The organism is Heliorestis convoluta (assembly GCF_009649955.1).
Lineage (GTDB): Bacteria > Bacillota > Desulfitobacteriia > Heliobacteriales > Heliobacteriaceae > Heliorestis > Heliorestis convoluta.
Genome location: NZ_CP045875.1, coordinates 252,546 through 271,936, shown reverse-complemented (window position 1 = coordinate 271,936; position 19,391 = coordinate 252,546). Strand labels below are relative to the sequence as shown.

Here is a 19,391-nt window from a genome sequence, read left to right as displayed (position 1 = left end):
AAAATAAATGGCTCGCCTATGTTTTAGCATTGGGGAGTAAGATTAAATATCATTTTGATGGGAGAATTGACCATAATGTTAACAAGCATCCGTGTAAAACTTTTTTTGCCAATCATTGTATTGGTATTGCTTTTTTCTGCAATTATGGGAAACCAAATTATGAACTTGAATCAAAATTATAATATGGTTCAAAATTTACACCAAATATCTTTTGTTACACTTCATAAATCAGATGAGTTAAAATTGAATGTCGTTCAAGTGCAACAGTGGCTTACAGATATTAGTGCTACAAGAGCGGCTGAGGGCTTTGATGATGGATTTCTGGAAGCAGAAGAACATGCCGAGTACGTTAGACAACTGATTACAGAACTGAAAGAATTAGCCCCTTCTAAAGAGCTAGAGTTAAATTCTATTCTCCATGCCTTTGAGCCTTATTATGAAACTGGAAAAATCATGGCCCAGGCCTATATTGATGGTGGACCCGAGAAGGGCAACTTGTTTATGGAAGAGTTTGACACAGTTGCTCTAGAAATTAACGATAAAGTAGATCTTTTCAAAGCTGATATAGACGTTGAAGTGGAGAAGAATGTAGAGGCTATTGAAAAGGCTACGAAAAAAGTAACCTACATATTATCTCTATCCTTAGCGATTGGGATTTTGGTTTCTATCTTCACTTGGTTGTACATCTCCAAATCAATTATTGCTCCAGTCAAGCACGTTCTCTCAAGAGTGGAAGATATTGCTGATAGCAATGGTGATTTGACGCAGCAAATTAAAGTGAATCACAACGATGAAATAGGTTCTTTGGCCCACGCTGTAAATCGTATGCAAAAAACCTTTGGTCTTATAATAAGCCGTATTAAGCAAGAATCCCAATCTGTTAATGCAATTGTTCAAGACAGTAACCATCACATTCTTGATTTATCTGCGCAGATAGATAATATCTCAGCGACAACGGAACAATTGGCTGCTGGGATGGAGCAAACTGCGGCATCTTCCGTTACCATTACCAATACCACCGACGCTGTTTCTGAAGCCGTGAATTCCATTTCCACAAAAGCACAAAAGGGTTCGAGTTCAGTTGGGGAAATCCGAAAGCGTGCTGAAAAATTACGACAAGATTCACTGGCTTCTCAAGCTTATGCAAACGATACAAAAGATGAGATTGAAAAGAAACTACGCATTGCTATCCAACAGGCACAAAGTGTTGAAAAAATCAATGTTCTTTCCAACGCTATATTGCAAATTGCTTCTCAAACAAATCTTTTAGCCTTCAATGCTGCCATTGAAGCCGCTAGAGCTGGGGAAGCTGGTCGTGGATTTGCAGTAGTGGCCGGAGAAGTTCAAAAACTGGCCGAAAACTCAACGAATATCGTTACAGAGATACAAATAACGACGAAAGAAGTACTAAGTTCTGTTGAACTTTTATCCCAATCCTCAGAAACTATCCTTGATTTCATGTCGAACAGGATTGTTTCGGACTACAACTCTATGGTTCATACTGCAGATCAGTATCATCATGATGCTGAAACAGTTGAAGAACTAGTTGCTGATTTTGCAGCTACGTCGCAAGCGCTGAGCCTTTCCATCGATGAAATTCGACAGTCTATCATCGAGATATCAAATTCTGCAGACCAAGCAGCGAATGGCTCCCAAAATATTGCCCAAAGTATTGCGGTTATCGCAGAAAAATTCAATCAAGTTCAGCAATCTGTCCAAACTACGAAAGAAAGTGTCAATGAGCTAGAAAAAATGGTTTCAACTTTTAAAGTCGATTAGGTGCTACAGTTTTTAATGGCGAGGGGACGGTTCGCTTGGCAGCAATTTTTAGCCTGCCAAGCGAACCGTCCCCTTGTGTTTTTGTAGCAGGGATTCAGGTATTTCTATAGAAGAATGTTTTTCTTGTAAACGGGCAGTTCATGGTAAACTAGTGAAAAAAGAAGAAAGGGCGTTTTCTAATGAATATTCAAATCTGGGGAACAAAAAAGTGCCAGAATACCAGAAAAGCAGAACGCTACTTTAAGGAGCGCAGGATAAAATTTCAATTTATTGACTTGAACGTAAAAGGCTTAAGCAAAGGTGAGTTAGAAAGCGTAGCAAAAGCAGTCGGTGCTATAGATCATCTAATAGACAAAGAGGGCAAAGAATATGGTCGACGCAACTTGAAGTACTTAGTTCATAATGTTGAAGAAGAGCTATTAAGCAATCCTCTACTTTTTAAGACTCCCATTGTAAGAAATGGCAAAAAAGCTACCCTCGGCTATTGTCCTGAGCAATGGGGCCAGTGGGAGTGAGCACACTATTTAGCATCTTCTTTCGTTACATGAACCGTACCACGGGGATGCTCAGGCGGCGCATAAATTGAGTATAATTTAAGTGGTCTATTGCCTGTATTGATCAGATTGTGCCATTTGCCTGCAGGGATAAATATGGCATAGTCATCATAAACTTTTCTTTGAAAATTCAACTGGTCTTTTCTATCTCCCATTTTAACGATTCCTTGACCTTCTTCAATTCTTATGAATTGGTCGTGGTCTTCATGGAGCTCTAGACCTATGTCATCCCCAACATCGATGCTCATTAGGGTAAGTTGCAAATAACATCCTGTCCAGAGGGCTGTACGATAAGTCTTATTTTGCTTCGTAGCTTCCTCAATATTGACTACAAAGGGTTCTGGTCCATAATCTCTTACTTTGCTCAAGGGTCTCCTCGGATCTGGATAACACATTGGTCTTTCAACCTGATAAGGATCTGGGTAGCGATTATAGCCGTCGTATATATTGTTTGGATAATTATACATATCCGGGTGATACCTATTACCCCGATGATACGTTGGCCTATTACAATGGTAGGGACAGGGATATGGTTTGTATCTATGATACATATTGCTCAACCCTCTCGTAGGATTTTGCCATATCATATGCTTTAAGATTGGAATGTGCCTCAGGTTAATGGGAAAGTTTGATTAAATTAGCTTGTCTTTAGGAAGAGAACATTTCAGTTCAATCTTTTAAGTGAGGGTTGCTTTTATCACAGTGGAAAATATAGTAAAATAAACAAAAGGAACCTTCTTAAAGGATTGTGATATCATTGTTGCCTTATGAAAAAGATATTAATAAAATTAGAAGCCAGCTAATAGAAAAGTTTAACCCTATTGACATAATACTCTTTGGTTCTTGCGCTAAAAAAAGAGTACGACGAGGTAGCGACATCGACCTATGTATAATTATTTCAACCAAAAACAAAAGAGAAACAACTATGGAGATGTATCTAGCTATAGAAAGTGATATTGACATTGATTTTGTTCTTTTTACGCCTGATGAATGGCTGACTTATAAAGAGGATCTGACTACATTTGCTGGACTTATTCATAGAACGGGAGTGAGTATTCTTGATCGATACAGTGAAATATAATGAGTGGTTTAGACGCAGTGATTTTTTCTTCGCAAACTAAAATAACATATCTAGGAGGAAGAAAAATGAGTCCTATTCGTACCGTTAAAAAAGTTGTTACTGGACAAAATGCAGTAGATGGTGCAGGGGTAAAGTTGGTTAGAGTTTTTGGGAAGCAGGATACGCAAGATTTTGATCCCTTTCTGATGCTAGATGCTTTTGATTCTGTCAATCCCGATGATTATACGAAAGGCTTTCCTTGGCATCCTCATCGTGGGATAGAAACGGTTACCTATCTCGTCCATGGAGAAATAGAGCACAGTGATAGCCTGGGCAATCGAGGTACAATCTTAGATGGTCAATGTCAATGGATGACGGCAGGTTCGGGGATCATTCACCAAGAAATGCCAAAGCCTTGTCCTAGAATGCTAGGTGTACAATTGTGGCTCAATTTGCCTGCAAAAGATAAGATGGCTGCACCAACCTATAGAGGTATATCCGCAGAAGAGATTCCAGCGATTGATGTTGGCAATGGAACAGTGCGTGTAATTGCTGGTTCCTACCAAGGACAAGCCGGTGCCGTGGCAGGAGATTATGTGAAAACGCTCTTCCTAGATGTAGAGGTAGACCCTCTTACAGAGTGGTCATTGGAGACGGACCCTGAGGCTACCTTATTTGTGTATATTCTGCAGGGTGAAGGTTCTTTTGGTCCTACCGACGATGCCTCCTATGCAGAAAAGCATGCCCTGCTGTTTCAGGAGGGCACTTCCTTCAGAGTAAAAGCATCAGAGCAGGGACTACGGTTTTTGCTTCTATCAGCAAAACCTCTTGGTGAACCCATTGCTTGGGGCGGTCCGATTGTGATGAATACTCGTGAAGAATTAGATAAAGCTTTTAAAGAGCTTGAGGAAAATCGGTTCATTCAGTAATTGATCAAAGATAGAAAATCCTTAGGGACTTTCTATCTTTGCTATTTTTATAATCTGATCATTCGAATAAGTCGCAATCCCTTTTTTATTCAGTTGTGCAATGTTACACATCGCTAATGCGACTGTATGGGCTTCTACGGCAAGCTTTCTTCGTAATGGGCTTTGCTTTGACAACACCCGACTACATAGAATACTCGCAACGTGCTCGCCCAACCTAAATTCTTTACGGTCTCCTAATAATAGAGCAGGTTGAAGGATGGACATACTTGGATAAGGAATCTTTTGTAACTCTTCTTCTAAGATTCCTTTCATTCTAGGATACCAAAAGAAAGAATTGGCGTTGGCGTTCGTGGAGCTTATAATCAAAAAGTGCCTTGCACCTTGTTCTAAGGCCAATCGAGCGATGGTTAGAGGATAGTCTACATCTACTCTATACATCGCTTCTTTTGTTTTTGCCTTCTTAATCGTCGTTCCTAAGCAAATAAAAAGGTCCTGTACGGCAAAATATTCTTTAACCTGGTCTAGCTTTTCAAAGTCACAGACAATCGACCTTAGCTTTGGGTGTTCTATTTCTAAGGGTCTTCTACCGATTGCATAAATCTTTTCATACTGGGTTCCTTGAAGCAGAATCTGAAGTAATTCCTGACCTACCAATCCCGTAGCACCTGCAATCAATGCTGTTTTTGACATTTGCTTTTCATCCTTTTTAACAGATTCATAAGAATCTTTATGGTTTTTTATAGAACGGAAGTAAGTATCCTTTGATCATGAGATAGTATGCGTCAGCTAGCGCGTGAAAAACATCTAAAAAGCTGTCTAAAAAAGGAGAGTGGGTCAATTTACTATTTTTCATAAACAATGTTTCAGTATAGATAAGTGGGGCTTTATTGCTTGCTCTTGGTCTAAAGGGGGCTTATGGGCTCTTACCCTGCCCCAGGAAACAGAAGCGGAAGCGAAGATTTCTTTGCAAAAGCTTCGCAAAATTCCTATAGAAGTCGCAGTTGCAGCAGAAGCTGAAGTTGAAGAAAAAATTACTCATTGGTTGAAAGAGTATCTCCAAAAAGGGATTCGAAATGATTTTCCTATAGATTTCGACTGGACTGGCTTTCCCCTTTTTTATAAAACTGTACTTATAGAGGTCGCTAAAATCGAAGCGGGAAAAACCAAGACATACAGTGAGTTGGCTGCACAAGTTGGCAACGCGAAAGCAGTACGAGCCATTGGTGGTGCTTTGCGAAGAAACCCCTTCCCCTTAATGATTCCTTGTCATCGTATTCTTGCGCAAAAAGGTATTGGCGGTTTCGCTGGCGTTGAGAACAGGGTAACGTTGAAGCATAGGCTTTTGCAGCTTGAGGGTATAAAACTGTAGCAAAAATATCTATGTTCCCAATGCTTTGAAGTCGTCTATGTCTCTATGGTTTTTACGAATGGATAAAAATGGGCAAAGAAAAAATCCCTTATCGCTTCACATTGAAGGATCAGAGACTTTTTGCTTTTGCTGGTTTATGGACGATCTGGTCTTCCAACAACATTGTTATTCCTTCTTGTACGATTGTAACAACGGAGCCCAACGATCTTGTGGCGAAAGTTCATGATCGTATGCCAGTAATTTTAACACCTGAAACATGTGCACCCTGGTTAGAAGGACCCTGGAACTTGGCTTCTATATTGCTTCAGCCGCTTTCTGAAGAAAAGATGGCGGTTCAGGAAGTTTCTACGCTGGTGAATTCGCCACGTTATGACAGTCCCGATATTTTTAATGTTCAACAGGGGCTTTGGGGATGATTTGTTTGATAAAAACATCATCGCTCCACCAAACAATTCAACCACCACTCTTCATCCCGACCAGGACGCACATCTTGGGTCTTCCATAATTGAAGAAGTTTTAACGGATTCTCCTTCTGCCTTGAAAGAACCTCTTGCCAGGTTCTTTCATTATAATTGGCAAAAAAGCGACCCCCTCGATATTCTGTTCCTTCACCATACTTAAAAGAACAATACATAATACCGCCTTCTCTCAAAGCTCTTGTCAAGCGATAAAGAACATCGTCTATGGCCGTAGGTGGAACATGAAGCAAAGAAGCACAAGCCCAGATGCCATCAAAAATATTTTCAAATTCAATCTGGTCAAAGCGTAAATGCAAAGCTTCTCTACCCGTTAAAACAGTCGTTTTTTCAACCATCGCTTTCGAAGCATCTATCGAAGTTACCTCATAGCCTTGATCGAGAAAAAAACGACTATCGCGACCAGAGCCTGATCCAGCATCGAGAATATGGCTTTGTGACGGTAGCGATGCCAAGAAAGGCTTGTACAGAGCAGAAAGATCAGCATGGACAGTTGCATCATAAAAAGCCTCGCCGTGCTCTTCGTAGTACTGAATCGTCATAGTTTCAGCTTCATGAATCCTATTAGATTTAGATTTTGATAAAGTCAATCTCTATGTCACCTCGCTCCTTAGGCACAGTTGAATAAGACCCCCAACAACCTCTTCCTGATCTTGACCTGCTCGGGGCGCTTCCCGGCGAGGCTTTGAAGACAAGGTTGATGCTTTCAGAGGAAAGGCAAGTTCTGTAAATCCTTTTCCTCGTTGTAAAAGTAAATTGCGTTGTTGAATGTGAGCTGTGTTCAAAGCTTCTTCGGGCGTTAGAACAGGCTCCCAACAAGCATCATATTCTTCCAAAAGAGGTCGCCATTCTTCTAACGTCTTAGAGCGAAAAATTGCTTTTACTGTTTCATAGGTGCTATTGCCCGGTTCGGCCCGTTCCATATGTTGTGATAGCAAGTCTTCGCGATGAATCGCTCGACAAAAATTCTTCCAAAACTTAGGCTCCAAAGGCGCAAAAGCTATGTGGCGACCCTCTTTCGTTTCATATATATTGTAACAGACCAAGTTGCCCGATAACTCCATATCTTCTCGCCGTAAAGGTTTTTCTTCGCTGGCTATGTGAATGGCTAACCAGTTGTATAAGCTGTCTAGCATGGATACATCAACATAAGACCCTTGCCCTGTTCGCGCTTGGTTCAACACCCCCCCAAGAATCGCAATTACTGCATAATAGGCAGATGTAACATCAGCCAATTGAATCGGTGGCACTGGGATCGGCTTATCTTGAAGACCCATCAGATGTAAAATACCTGATAATGCGACCACGTTCAAATCATGGGCTGGACGGTTTTTGAGAGGACTTTCTTGACCGTAAGCACTGAGGGAGCAGTAGACAAGACTGGGTTGTAAAGGTTTTAGATCTTCATACCCTACTTTCAGCCTTGAAGCCACACCGGGGCGAAAGCTTTCCAATAAGACCTGTGATTGACGAACGAGGGTATAAAAAGTTTCTCGATCTTGATCTTGTTTTAAGTCTAAGATGACGCTTTTTTTATTACCATTGATACTGCGGTAGTAGGTGCTCATGCCATCGAAAGAGGGGCCCATCTCGCGGAAATAGTCGCCTTGTTGAGGGTCTTCCACTTTAATAACTTCAGCCCCCATATCGGCAAGCAACCAACTGGCCATAGGCCCAGGATAGAGACGAGATAAATCTAGAACTTTGATACCTTGTAGCAAGATAAGGACCCCTTTCTCTTTGTAATTGAGAAGCAGAAGTTTTCTGTCGTTACATTATAGCATGAAGATTCAGAAAATTATTACTTCTTTTCTTGGGGTTATTTCGTATCAGGCTCCATGGCACCATAGAAAATCTGACAGCCGCTCTTATAGCACTGCCAGGATTTTTCTACACTTTTTTCAGTTCACTGTGTCAGGAGAGTGTTACTAGGCTTCGATATTAAACCCGACGAACAATAGGAAGACGACGACAACGGAATCTACCTGTTGTTCTCAGTCTGTTGCGTCGATCAACACGAAAACAGATACAAGTTCCACGACGAAGTAGGACCCGTGGCGTTAGACGAGCCATGACAATCACTCCTCCTCTCATTGGCTTTCAAGACAAGAAAGCACCTTGCTTCCTGTGCCTTTGTATAGCCTATGAGAGTTGGTAATGATTGGTAACCACTAAGTTATCACTTATTCATAAGTCCTGATCGGACACAAACTTCTCCGTTTGCTCTAATTTCTTCCGAATTCCTCTTCTATCATTGACCATCCGCTCTAGCTCTTCTTTTTGTGATCCAATCTTCAATCCTTGCCCAAGAGCTTCTTGAATTTGATTCATCGATTTATCTTGTGTCACTTTATCACCTCATTTTCTATGAGAAAGTAGGTCTTCTAAAGAACCTAAGTCTCTTTCTGGCTTCTAATTCTGATATCTAGCTTTTGTTTTTGGTACTAATGATACATATTAAATTTCTCGTTCATTTCATCCATTTCTTCCGCTTTGACATCGAAGATTGTATTGTGGGGAGGCAGTGGCTCTGTTCGGAAGAACTCAGGCAAGCGGTCATGGGCAGGTGTAAAGCCGACCCTTTTGTTAAACTCACGCTCAGCTCGCATTACCTCTCTCCCGAGCTCGAGAATTTCTTCCATGCTATGATTCTTTCCTGTCTTGGCATTCCAGATATCGACGACCGTTGGCCAGCCCTCGGGATTGTCAAGAAGTGCAAAGGCAACAAAGATACACAAGCCAAAAGAGTCAAGGGCTGCAGTTGCTACTTGTAAATCTACAGATAGCTTTACTTGTCCTTCTGGCTTTAAGGGATCTACATAGCCACCTGATTTCAAGAGGTTGTGAGTCACACTGTATCCGGCCGTATGATCAGCACCCATCGTTGTCATTGCATAAGTGACGCCAATTCCTTTAATCGCTCTCGGATCATAGGCTGGTAGGTGTTGACCTTTAACAGTGGCGACGCGAGTAACGCCATAGGTCTTGCCAACACTATCAGCGCCTTGTCCAATAATATGGCCTAGAGGCGTACCCGTTCCGACTTCTTCTAGCAAACGAATGGCGCCAGGTCCATCGCCAAAAGGAATAATGCCAGCTTCCATCGCCACGCCTAAGGCACCGCCGGCTTCAATGGTATCTAGACCTAGGTCGTTACAGATACGGTTCAAGCGAGCAATTACATCAAGATCGTCAATCATTAAGTTGGGGCCTAAAGCCCAGACAGTTTCATATTCAATAGGAGAGCAGAGGACTTCTCCCTTTTCATCGGGATAAATATTGGAGCATCGAATGACGCAGCCCGGGTGACAGTTGTGCGTCGGTGTTCCTGCGCCACCTCGTGCCAGCGCTCTTGCTGCTAGCTCTTCCCCGCTTACTTTGTCGGCACCCTCAAAAGTTCCATAGCGAAAATTTTTCGTTGGCAAGGCGCCTGCTTCATTCACCAAGTTCATTAAGACATTGGTTCCGTATTTGGGTAGGCCTTCACCGCTGATGGGATTATCACGGAGGATTTTAGCAAACTTCTTCGAGGCTTCGCTGAATTTTTCTTTCTCTTGAATGGGTGCGTGGAAAATCTTGCTCGTATCGAAGATGATGGCTTTTAGCTTTTTAGAGCCCATTAGTGCACCAAGGCCACCGCGACCGGCAAAGCGACCAGGGCCGCCTTCAGGATCATTACAGGATATGCCTGCATTGCGCATGAGCTTTTCTCCAGCAGGTCCAATGCAAAGCACGTAAATTTTCTCATGATAGCGCTCTCGTAGGCGGCTGTTCAGATCGTAAGTGCCTAGACCCGCTATGTCACCGGCTGGTTCTAAGCGTGCACCTTCTTCAGAGAGATAGAGTAGATATTGTTCTTCTCCTTCTGGTGCTTCTTCTACAACAATGGCTTTGTAACCAAGACTGGCCAATTGGTGGGAAATAGGAGTGCCTGCATTGGCTTCTTTAATACCGTTGGTTAAAGGGCTTTTGCCACCGATAGAGAGGCGGCCTGAATTGGGGCATTTGGTCCCTGATAAGATGCCAGCGGCGATGACGAGTTTGTTTTGTTTGCCCAGGGGATGACAGGTTGGTTCCACTTCATCGAGAATGATTTTGGACGTTAGCGCTCGCCCTCCTAGGCTTTGGTAAGAAGGCGGCACAGGCTCTTCTTGAGCCGTTCCCTTGGCCATGTTCACGCGTAAGATTTTTTCTTCCATCGAAAAGCACCTTTCACTGTGTTATTGCTTTTTTCGTATTTTTTGCTTTTCACGCAGAAGTATTCTCCAAAGGCTTTATATCTTCGCAACGAAATGTCCCAATGAAATACAATTGCAACGGCCTATCAACACTCTTGGTTAGAACCCCTTTTCTTGGTAACTTTTGTTTTTTATTGTGAGAGACCTAGAGCGCCTCAAAATAAGTCACACGCTGCCCAATCTTGTTCATCTCATTCCGATAAAATCGTAATACATTTGTTTTGAACTCCCCAATCCACTTCTCTCTGCAATTCTGGTCCAATATCTTCACCCGGTTGGAATCGGTGATTTGCAACTGACCCCACCCTAAAGCACCAATGGACATGGACTCCCAAGACAAAAACTCAATGGGAAAGAACATTACTTTCGTAACCTCTAGTTTGCCTTGCTGTACTTTATAATCGATAAGCAGCAAGGCAAAATAGTTCGAATCCTCTTTGTACAATTCGGCCAGTCTCTTTACTGAGATAAGATTGGGCATGCTGAACTTGGTATCTAGGTTATGGGTTTTGACATCGACCCAGTGGGTATAGCCTTCTGTATCTGTGAATTTCAGATCTTCTAGGGAGCGACGTGTTACACTGGTGGAGAAGTCTTTGCATTTATCTCCTAAGATGGCTTGAAATTCATCACTTAAAATATCTTGCAGTGAATCGCCAATAGAGCGGGGGCTATTAATGGTTTGAGATGATAACATTTTGCTGTATTTGTTGATAAGATCTTGTACTTTGGTTTCAACGTCTTTATAGAAATCGCTGTCGTAAACTGAGCTTGCCATGAAGGCACCCCTCTCTCCGCAAACTGTATGTTCCTGACTAGGCAAGTTTATCTTTTTCATTGTATCGTTGCCTAGAAAGCGCAGCAATGCACAATCTCATCCAATTAAAAAGAGTGTCAAAAAGTCTCCTAACCTAGCATTACTGGATACATAAAAATAAACACAGGAGGTCCAAGTCCCCTGTGTTTCTGTGTTCTTATAAGTAACAAGCTATGGCTTTTTCAATATCTTCTCGCTTGAACGGTTTGGTAATATAGTCATCCATGCCAGCGGCTAGGCATTTTTCTCGGTTGCCTTTCATCGCATCGGCAGTAAGCGCTATTATGGGAACTTCTCTACGCTTTTCCCGTTCTGTGATTTTCCGAATGATACGAGTTGCTTCCATGCCGTCCATGTCCGGCATGTGTAAGTCCATAAAAATCAAATCAATCGATTCGTTTAAGAACTGCTCTACAGCTTCGATGCCATTTCGTGCTTCTATTACTTTATAGCCTAACTTTCTAACTCGTTCTCTGGCAATCATCATGTTCACTGGGTTGTCTTCTGTAATTAAAATCGTATGATTATACCTTGAACTTTTTCTTTCTTCCTGTTCTAAAGAAGATTCGAAATCTTTCTTCGTGGTGATCGTACTATCAATCTCTACTTTCAGATCTTCTTCTTTTTTCGAAACTGAACCTTCCTTTGCGTCGCTCTCTTCTACTTCTACAACCTTCAAAGGCAGTTGCAAGCGGAAAGTGCTTCCTTGGTCGATTTCACTTTCAACAGAAATAGATCCCCCCATAAGCTGGGCTAATTTTTTCGAGATAGCTAAGCCAAGGCCGGTGCCTTCATAATTTCGCCCCATGGAACTGTCTATTTGCGCAAAAGCAGCAAAGATACTCTCTAGTCGGTCATGGGGTATGCCAATGCCTGTATCGGTAACTGTGATTTCAATAGGTACAATTTCTCCAGGCAAATATGTTTTTTCTGGACAGGAAAGTTGTAAGGACACGGAGCCCTTTTCCGTAAACTTCACAGCATTGCCTAAAAGATTAAGCAAGATTTGACGAATTCGAAGAGGGTCACCGAGACAAATCGTTGGTATATTAGAAGGAAGCGACAAGATCAAGTCTACGTCTTTTTCAAATTTTGTCGGCAGGAAAATTTGAAATACTTCGTTGAGTAAAGCTGGTAGGTTCAAGACTTTTTCTCGTATTTGAAGTGTCTTTGATTCGATTTTGCTATAGTCTAAGATATCATTGATAATATCGAGCAACGTTTGTGATGACTGGAGAATGGTCTTGATATAGTTTTGTTGTTGCTCCGATAAATCGGTCATTCGCGCTAAGTCGGCCATGCCCATAATTCCATGAATGGGTGTTCGTATTTCGTGGCTGATGGTAGCAAGAAAATCTGACTTCGCTTTGTTCGCTCGGTCGGCCTCTTCCTTGGCTTGGACAAGCCGCTTTTCTACCTGCATTCGTTCCATAGCAGCACCTAGAAGGCTGGTAAAAATTGCGATTACATCAATTTCTGACTCCGACCATTCTCTAGAATCTATTTGTTGTTCAAAGCTCAGACCTCCCCACCATTGCCGCTCTACAAAAATAGGTGCTATGAGCACTGTTTTTACGCCTTTTTCTCGAAAAAAAGCTTGTACAGAAGGGGGTAGTTCTTCGACTTGTTTGTTAATAATGTGATTTTTGGTTAAGAAGCTGTACCATTCGGCTTGTTCGACAGATTGCCACTGCTTCCTAAAAGATTCACTCGTTGTTACAAGAGGCGCAAGCGTTGGCTTGTGCCACTCACAGTGCAATTGTAAATCTTCTTTCCCATCCTCGGTAACCATCTTTTTGAACAAAATGATACGACTTACATCGGTGATTTCTCCAAGTTGACGAAGTGCTTGAGGTACGACTTGTTCCCACTCATGACATTTTAAAAGTTTTTCTGCTGTCACATTGACTGCCTCTAGCAAAGATTCACGAAGCTTTAAGGATAACTCTGCTTCTTTCTGTGCCGTAATGTCTATCCCTGCTGTGAGAAACTCTACAACTTCGTTGTTACTATCAAAAAGAGGGTAGTTTATCCACTTTTGCCACCTCTTTTGATTGCTTTGTGGCAAGGCCGTGAGATGTTCACAAGTGATTTTAGATTTATTCTTAATAATATTTTCTATATTATTCAGTATTGGCTCATGGGCTTCTTCGGGAAATAAAAAAAGAAACTTTTTCCCGAGCAACTCTTCTTCAGAAAAACCAAAGTGGTTACAGTAAGCTTCATTCACAAAAGTCAGCGTCGTATCGGGTAAATAGCGACAAACCATCTCTTGTTGTCTTTCGATCACTTCTTTATAGATTTCATTTTTCTTTGCCGTACTAATATCATGAAAGGTTACAGCAAAATGCTGCGAACTGGTAAAAAACAACTCTACTTGAAACCACTTGTTTTCCTTCTTGTAGTATATTTCAAAGGTATCTGAGTGTCCTGAATGCTTTTTGAGCTTTCTTTTCTGTAGTGGTTGTACAAAATTAAAGACGTTATCTTTGTGAAAAACTCCACTAGCTCTTTTATTGACGAGTTCCTGGCTTTGTAAGTTCGTTATATCTTCAAAGGCCTTGTTCACTTCTATAAATATATAATCAACAATTTGATTATTTGAATCAAAAATTGCTTTATGCAAGGCATAACCGTAAGGCATAGAGGCGAGGACTGGATTACTATGCGAAAACTTTTCCCCCATATTTTTCTCCTTATTGGTAGCTCTACTTTAGGTTTCTAATATATTTTACCTGAGTTGACTTATTTATGGTAGTTATTTTTTTGGCAAATGCTTATTATTATTTGATTTTTCAATGATATAATAGAAATTAAACTTATAAATTAAAAATATTAATGATTGCTTGTTTTTGTTTTTAAACTTTATTTCTTGCTTTTGCTCGAAATCAACAATGGCCAATTATTTACACTCGGTTCCGCTTATATCTTTCTTGTTAAACTCGATGAAGTATGCTATCTTTTTAATCAATACAGTAATATTACAGTAAACTTTTAGGTCATTCCGTGAAAGTTGTACAGTGGACGAAAAGTGCAATGTCAATCGTGCAAGTTAGTACTACCACAGCAACTGAATAGAATAATCGAGGGGGCGCAGCATGATCCAGTACATTCGCTCTAACGTAGCTTTGCGATTCATTGTGACCCTCATTCTCGTCATTTCCCTATTTCTCGGAGCTGCTATCATTCTTGTATATCATGACTTGATGAAAGAAGGCGAAAAGCAACTCCTCGAACAGGCTCGATTGTTGACGGCCCAAGTTATCGCCCAACGAAGCTTTTTTGCACTTCATCAGGACCGGATCAATCATGATTCAAAAGGAAACTACGAGTTTAAAGGGCTGAACCCGGCTCGTGCCGCCTATTTGATTGCCACTGAGTTTAACAAGAATTCCGAAACCAAGGTCCGACAGACCAGCTTGGAATATCGAAATTCAAGCAACGCCCCCGATGAATGGGAAATAAAAAGTTTGGAGCAATTTCTTACCAATCCCGATTTGAAAGAACTTTATGGTAACGACCAGATCGACGATACTCTCTATTATCGATATATCGTACCCCTTCCTATTAACGAAAGTTGTCTCAGTTGCCATGGAGGTCCTCCGGGGGAAATCGACATTACTGGTTATGCCAAAGAAGGCTACACCGTAGGGGAACTACGGGGCGGAATCAGTGTCTTAATTCCAAAAGAGAGCATGATTCTCTCAATAGAGAACCATTTAAAGCTTATCTTAACTACCGGACTCATCGCTACAATTGTCATTTTCGGTCTGATTTTCTTTCTTTTACGACGGCTTATCACCAAGCCTCTGCAAGAAAGTGTGAATGTACTTCAATCCCTAACGGAGGGGAATTTGAATGTGGAGCTGCCTGCTACGAACCGGATTGATGAACTTGGTCAGATGAACAAATCCATGAACAACTTGATCCGTACTTGGCGAGACATCGTACAAAGACTACATAATACCTCGAACCAACTGCATCAGTCGTCGCTTCAATTGGAAAAAGAGACAACCCACTTAGCTTTATCTTCTCAAGAGATTACAGACGCTTCCAATGGCATTGCTCAACAAGCAGAACAAAGCCAGGTAGATTTGAGCAACGTCGTTTCCACGGTCGATCGGATCATGGGTGAAATGCAAGATGTAACAGGAAGTATGACCACCCTCAATCAATGTGCTAGCAATGCCTTGACGCATGCAATGACAGGAGATGAGACTGTAAAAAATGCTATGCTTCAGATGGATCGCTTACAACAGTCCGTCGACCAAGGAACTGATACGGTTCATACACTGGCTTCCAAAACAGAAAAAGCTGGTGAAATCGTTCAAGTTATCCAGACTATAGCTAGGCAGACGAACCTTTTGGCCTTAAATGCGGCCATCGAGGCGGCGCGTGCTGGCACCAACGGACTTGGCTTTGCCGTTGTAGCCGACGAAGTGAGAAAATTGGCCGAGCAGTCTGCTTTGTCAGCACAGGAAGTGAGCCTTCTCATTCAAGAAATTCAGAAGCAAACGGATAGGGCTGTTATTATGATGCAAAACAGTCACAAGGAAGCCGAAGAAGGTGCCCAGCTCGTAGGACAAGCTGGCGAGGCCTTCCAAGCTGTTTTTATAGACCTTAAGAATGTAAATATCGACATTGATCAAGTTATCAACGCTGTTGGTATTGTGAAAAAAACATCCCAGGAAGTTCTTAAGCGAACAGAAAATCTCATCGCCATCATTGAGCAAAACACTGCCGCCACAGAAGTCATGTCTGGTTCCACCCAAGATCAGTCCAAATCGATGAAAGAGCTTGCCGATGCAGCCAAAGGACTCAGTTTAATGGCCTTAGAACTTGATAGAATGATGACACGGTTTCAATTAAAGGGTTAAAATCGGCGGTATTTCATCTTGATTGCTCTGCCATCTGGCAATGGCATCGTTTTCTTTCGCTAACAAAAACAGAATTTTTGTTATTTCCATATAGGGCTAATGCAAGAAGATTCGAGAAGAATGGCAATCTGAAACCGGGCTTTACAACCCGGTTTCAAGCTATTTATTGGGTATTACGGTAAGCCTTTTTACAATATCGCCGAACAACTTGTCACACTGCAATATTTTCATGCCTGATCGCTGAATATTCTCTTCTGTTCTGCGGTTAATATTGCTTCCCATATGTCGTAAGACAATTGGGTTCAAGTAGTCCATAACTGGGCCTAAAAGAACATTCTCACTGCGGACATGCTCGAGGAAGTACAGTTTGCCATCTGGTTTAGTAACTCTGCGAAGTTCTCTAAAACCTTGAAGCGGATCGGGCACAGTACAAAAAACACAAGCCGTTATAACCGTATCAAAAGTATTGTCAGTAAAGGTCAACGCCTGTATATCGGCCACTTTCAATTCAACTTCTGCTTTAGTCTGTGGAAGTTTTTTTGCTGCCAATTCTAGCATTCTAGAGCTAAAATCAACGGCAATCACCTTTACACCCGCCGGATAATAAGGAAGGTTAGCACCCGTCCCGACCCCGGCTTCTAGAACCAACCCCTGTGCTTTTCGTAACAATTGGGTCCGCCATTTTGCCATCATCATCTTTTCCATCGGGGCCATCACGCGATCATATTTGTCCGCTTTTTGATTAAACTTCTCCTTAATTACAGACGATTGCTCACTCACTTCATGGCCGCTTGATCATACTCATATTTGAGACGGGCTTCATATTCCGCAATAACTTTCGGATCGCTACTAATTCTTTCGAGATCACGGATTGCTTTTTCTAACGTAGGATCATGCAGACCCATTTCTTCTACCTCCCTGGCTATGGCATTGTTTTCTTTCGCTAGCAAAAACAACATCCACTTAATACTGCGATCGCTTTTTCTCTTGTCTCCCAATAAACCGCGGTTACATAATCTTCGAATCATGACCAAATCTAAAAATATTATCTCTTGTCGTTCAGACAGCAATATAGGTTGTTCATCTTCCCACCAATGAAACCGATGACGATAGGCATTGCTTTCAAGAAATTGACGATATCCTGTAATGATGATTGTTACAGTTTTGGGAAGTCTATTATAGTCTTCCCCTTTTTTCAATATATTCGATACCATTCTGGCATTATAATAAACACTTCTACTAATTGCTTCCCCGAATCACAGTACGCAAAAATCCCCTGCACTGATTTATTAACCAATGCAAGGGACTTTTCAAAGTACAATTAGGTAGTTTTTTGTAGAAACAATGTTACTCCACCGTCACACTTTTCGCCAAATTCCGTGGCTTATCAACGTCACAACCGCGCACAACCGCTGTATAATAAGCCAGCAGTTGCAAAGGTACAACAGCTAACAGGGGCGTTAAGACGGGGTGCGTCCGTGGTACAGTAAGCACTACATCAGCATAGTTGGCAATCTCTTTATTGCCTTCTTGAGCAACAGCGATGATATGGGCACCTCTTGCTCGTACTTCTTGGATGTTGGAGATGGTTTTGTCGAGGACTTGTTCTTGTGTGGCTAAGGCGATAACAGGGATACCCTCAGTAATCAAGGCCAAGGTGCCGTGCTTTAGTTCGCCAGCGGCGTAAGCTTCTGCGTGAATGTAGGAGATTTCTTTGAGCTTGAGTGAGCCTTCCATGGCTACGGCATAGTCTACGCTGCGACCGATATAGAAAAGATTCTCCCATTCTTTGATCGCTTCGGTTACTTCTTTCACTTTGTCGGCTTGCTTTAAGATTTCTTCGATTTGAGCCGGAAGAGCTTGCATGGCTTCTGCAATTGTCTGAATTTCCGTCTGGCCCAAAGTGCCTCTTGCTTCAGCGAGAGCCAGGGCCAGGAAGTTCATGGCTGCTAACTGGGTAGTGTAGGCTTTCGTGGAAGCAACGGCTATCTCAGGACCGGCTAGGGTATAGAGAACAGAGTCAGCTTCTCGGGCAATGGACGATCCGAGTACGTTGGTAATCGCAAAAACTTTGGCACCTTTAGAGCGGGCTTCTCGCAGGGCTGCTAAAGTGTCGGCTGTTTCACCCGATTGGCTGACCACGACCATTAAAGTTTTTTCGTCGACGAGAGGGTTGCGGTAGCGGAATTCTGAAGCAATGTCCACTTCTACAGGAATGCGTGCGACGCTCTCGATGATGTATTTCCCAACGAGTCCGGCGTGGTAGGCGGTGCCGCAAGCGACGATGGTTACATTGCGTGCGTCTACCAACAGTTGACGATCAATGAGTACTTTATCTAAATTCACACCACCGTTAATGCGACCTGCGATGGTGTCGCGAATGGCTTTCGGTTGTTCATAGATTTCTTTGAGCATAAAGTGGTCGTAGCCATTTTTCTCGGCAGCTACGGGATCCCACTTTACTTCGAAGATTTCTTTTTCGATGATTTCGCCACTACAAACTTTTTTAACGGTTACTTTATCTTGGGTCATCAGGACCATTTCACCGTCGTCTAACACGTAGGTAAGGCGTGTATGATTCAAAATGGCTGGAATATCAGAAGCGAGGAAGTACTCTCCTTCCCCAAGGCCAACGACAAGAGGACTGTCTTTGCGTAGGGCTACAATCTTACCCGGTTCTTTTTTGGTGATAAAAGCGCAGGCGAAGGAGCCTTCTAGCTCTTTGGCCACTTTACGAACGGCTTCTTCTAGATCGCCTTCGTAGTAGATTTCTACCAGATGGGCCAGCACTTCTGTGTCTGTCTCAGAGCAGAATTTGTGTCCTTGCGCTTCTAGCTTCTCTTTCAGAGCTAGGTAGTTTTCAATAATGCCGTTATGAACAACTGCAAAGTCACCGCAGCAATCTTGGTGAGGATGGGAGTTCTCATTAGAAGGCTTGCCGTGGGTGGCCCAGCGTGTGTGGCCAATGCCGATACAACCGCAAGGGGCTGAGCCGTTAAGTTTTCCTTCCAGCTCTGCCAGTCTGCCCACAGACTTTTGCACTTGAATCACTTCATCTTCTAACACAGCAATGCCTGCGGAGTCGTAACCACGATACTCTAACTTCTTCAGACCTTCTAGTAAGATGGGCGCCGCTTTTTTCGTGCCGATATAACCGACAATCCCGCACATAATATAATATCCCCCTTTTACGTATGCCTGAGCTTGGAAAAGGGCACAAAAAAACCACCTTTTTCGCACTATATGCAAAAAAATCTGGTGGCTAAAAAGGGCACAGCTATCCTGACACCCA

General features: G+C 42.3%; 18 protein-coding genes and 1 pseudogene. 7 read left to right on the top strand and 12 right to left on the bottom strand.

Annotated features, from left to right (window positions below):
• Positions 1-75 precede the first annotated feature (75 nt).
• Positions 76-1,779, top strand: coding sequence for a methyl-accepting chemotaxis protein (locus FTV88_RS01185; RefSeq protein WP_162007843.1), 1,704 nt, complete (start codon positions 76-78; stop codon positions 1,777-1,779).
• Between the two features lie 179 nt (positions 1,780-1,958).
• Positions 1,959-2,294, top strand: a complete 336-nt coding sequence (locus FTV88_RS01180; protein ID WP_153724014.1) for an arsenate reductase family protein — start codon at positions 1,959-1,961, stop codon at positions 2,292-2,294.
• 5 nt (positions 2,295-2,299) lie between these two features.
• Here FTV88_RS01180 and FTV88_RS01175 read toward each other — a convergent pair whose 3' ends face one another.
• A complete protein-coding gene (locus tag FTV88_RS01175; protein ID WP_153724013.1) occupies positions 2,300-2,884 on the bottom strand; it encodes a cupin domain-containing protein in 585 nt (194 codons plus the stop codon).
• Between the two features lie 197 nt (positions 2,885-3,081).
• Between FTV88_RS01175 and FTV88_RS01170 the strand changes: the two genes are divergently transcribed.
• A complete protein-coding gene (locus FTV88_RS01170; protein WP_153724012.1) occupies positions 3,082-3,414 on the top strand; it encodes a nucleotidyltransferase domain-containing protein in 333 nt (110 codons plus the stop codon).
• 65 nt (positions 3,415-3,479) lie between these two features.
• On the top strand, positions 3,480-4,322 hold the full coding sequence (locus tag FTV88_RS01165; protein WP_153724011.1) for a pirin family protein: 843 nt from the start codon (positions 3,480-3,482) through the stop codon (positions 4,320-4,322).
• A gap of 21 nt (positions 4,323-4,343) precedes the next feature.
• Here the strand turns inward: FTV88_RS01165 and FTV88_RS01160 are convergent, their stop codons facing one another.
• Complete coding sequence (locus FTV88_RS01160; protein WP_153724010.1) at positions 4,344-5,012, bottom strand: oxidoreductase; 669 nt, start codon at positions 5,010-5,012, stop codon at positions 4,344-4,346.
• A gap of 139 nt (positions 5,013-5,151) precedes the next feature.
• Between FTV88_RS01160 and FTV88_RS01155 the strand changes: the two genes are divergently transcribed.
• Together FTV88_RS01155 and FTV88_RS01150 are read left to right on the top strand one after the other, a co-directional pair.
• Positions 5,152-5,691 (top strand): methylated-DNA--[protein]-cysteine S-methyltransferase, encoded by a 540-nt coding sequence (locus FTV88_RS01155; RefSeq protein WP_153724009.1) that lies wholly within the window; start codon positions 5,152-5,154, stop codon positions 5,689-5,691.
• 56 nt (positions 5,692-5,747) lie between these two features.
• Positions 5,748-6,107: pseudogene (locus tag FTV88_RS01150) on the top strand (SOS response-associated peptidase); the annotation flags it as partial.
• A gap of 17 nt (positions 6,108-6,124) precedes the next feature.
• Here FTV88_RS01150 and FTV88_RS01145 read toward each other — a convergent pair.
• From FTV88_RS01145 to FTV88_RS01120, 7 genes are all read right to left on the bottom strand, one after another.
• Positions 6,125-6,757, bottom strand: coding sequence for a class I SAM-dependent methyltransferase (locus FTV88_RS01145; protein ID WP_207707895.1), 633 nt, complete (start codon positions 6,755-6,757; stop codon positions 6,125-6,127).
• 3 nt (positions 6,758-6,760) lie between these two features.
• Positions 6,761-7,888: a CaiB/BaiF CoA transferase family protein gene (locus tag FTV88_RS01140; protein ID WP_162007842.1), complete on the bottom strand. Its 1,128-nt coding sequence runs from the start codon at positions 7,886-7,888 to the stop codon at positions 6,761-6,763.
• A gap of 220 nt (positions 7,889-8,108) precedes the next feature.
• On the bottom strand, positions 8,109-8,240 hold the full coding sequence (locus FTV88_RS15965) for a hypothetical protein (protein ID WP_279236921.1): 132 nt from the start codon (positions 8,238-8,240) through the stop codon (positions 8,109-8,111).
• Positions 8,241-8,354: 114 nt separating this feature from the next.
• A complete protein-coding gene (locus tag FTV88_RS01135) occupies positions 8,355-8,516 on the bottom strand; it encodes a hypothetical protein (protein ID WP_153724005.1) in 162 nt (53 codons plus the stop codon).
• A gap of 95 nt (positions 8,517-8,611) precedes the next feature.
• The gene (locus tag FTV88_RS01130; RefSeq protein WP_153724004.1) at positions 8,612-10,366 is read right to left on the bottom strand and encodes an aldehyde ferredoxin oxidoreductase family protein; all 1,755 of its coding nucleotides are present in this window, start codon (positions 10,364-10,366) and stop codon (positions 8,612-8,614) included.
• Between the two features lie 184 nt (positions 10,367-10,550).
• Positions 10,551-11,183, bottom strand: a complete 633-nt coding sequence (locus FTV88_RS01125; protein ID WP_153724003.1) for a hypothetical protein — start codon at positions 11,181-11,183, stop codon at positions 10,551-10,553.
• A gap of 196 nt (positions 11,184-11,379) precedes the next feature.
• Positions 11,380-13,908, bottom strand: a complete 2,529-nt coding sequence (locus FTV88_RS01120; RefSeq protein ID WP_153724002.1) for an ATP-binding protein — start codon at positions 13,906-13,908, stop codon at positions 11,380-11,382.
• Between the two features lie 412 nt (positions 13,909-14,320).
• Here FTV88_RS01120 and FTV88_RS01115 point away from each other — a divergent pair, with 412 nt between their 5' ends.
• Positions 14,321-16,099 carry a methyl-accepting chemotaxis protein gene (locus FTV88_RS01115; RefSeq protein ID WP_153724001.1) on the top strand — a complete coding sequence of 593 codons (1,779 nt, stop codon included), beginning with the start codon at positions 14,321-14,323 and terminating at the stop codon, positions 16,097-16,099.
• Between the two features lie 159 nt (positions 16,100-16,258).
• On the opposite strand, the gene FTV88_RS01110 is transcribed toward FTV88_RS01115, so the two are convergent.
• The 3 genes from FTV88_RS01110 to glmS form a co-directional block, all read right to left on the bottom strand.
• On the bottom strand, positions 16,259-16,879 hold the full coding sequence (locus FTV88_RS01110; protein WP_207707894.1) for a class I SAM-dependent methyltransferase: 621 nt from the start codon (positions 16,877-16,879) through the stop codon (positions 16,259-16,261).
• Complete coding sequence (locus FTV88_RS01105; RefSeq protein WP_279236981.1) at positions 16,876-17,343, bottom strand: PD-(D/E)XK nuclease family transposase; 468 nt, start codon at positions 17,341-17,343, stop codon at positions 16,876-16,878. Before FTV88_RS01105 ends, FTV88_RS01110 begins: the two co-directional genes overlap by 4 nt.
• Before the next feature lie 103 nt (positions 17,344-17,446).
• Positions 17,447-19,270, bottom strand: a complete 1,824-nt coding sequence (glmS, locus tag FTV88_RS01100) for a glutamine--fructose-6-phosphate transaminase (isomerizing) (protein WP_153723999.1) — start codon at positions 19,268-19,270, stop codon at positions 17,447-17,449.
• Positions 19,271-19,391 lie beyond the last annotated feature (121 nt).

What these genes read in the sequence shown, in the direction of transcription:
- FTV88_RS01115 (WP_153724001.1), top strand. Translation starts at nt 14,321, where the DNA reads ATGATCCAGTACATTCGCTCTAACGTAGCTTTGCGATTCATTGTGACC.
- FTV88_RS01180 (WP_153724014.1), top strand. Translation starts at nt 1,959, where the DNA reads ATGAATATTCAAATCTGGGGAACAAAAAAGTGCCAGAATACCAGAAAA.
- glmS (WP_153723999.1), bottom strand. Translation starts at nt 19,270, where the DNA reads ATGTGCGGGATTGTCGGTTATATCGGCACGAAAAAAGCGGCGCCCATC.
- FTV88_RS01125 (WP_153724003.1), bottom strand. Translation starts at nt 11,183, where the DNA reads ATGGCAAGCTCAGTTTACGACAGCGATTTCTATAAAGACGTTGAAACC.
- FTV88_RS01165 (WP_153724011.1), top strand. Translation starts at nt 3,480, where the DNA reads ATGAGTCCTATTCGTACCGTTAAAAAAGTTGTTACTGGACAAAATGCA.
- FTV88_RS01120 (WP_153724002.1), bottom strand. Translation starts at nt 13,908, where the DNA reads ATGGGGGAAAAGTTTTCGCATAGTAATCCAGTCCTCGCCTCTATGCCT.
- FTV88_RS15965 (WP_279236921.1), bottom strand. Translation starts at nt 8,240, where the DNA reads ATGGCTCGTCTAACGCCACGGGTCCTACTTCGTCGTGGAACTTGTATC.
- FTV88_RS01175 (WP_153724013.1), bottom strand. Translation starts at nt 2,884, where the DNA reads ATGTATCATAGATACAAACCATATCCCTGTCCCTACCATTGTAATAGG.
- FTV88_RS01160 (WP_153724010.1), bottom strand. Translation starts at nt 5,012, where the DNA reads ATGTCAAAAACAGCATTGATTGCAGGTGCTACGGGATTGGTAGGTCAG.
- FTV88_RS01130 (WP_153724004.1), bottom strand. Translation starts at nt 10,366, where the DNA reads ATGGAAGAAAAAATCTTACGCGTGAACATGGCCAAGGGAACGGCTCAA.
- FTV88_RS01185 (WP_162007843.1), top strand. Translation starts at nt 76, where the DNA reads ATGTTAACAAGCATCCGTGTAAAACTTTTTTTGCCAATCATTGTATTG.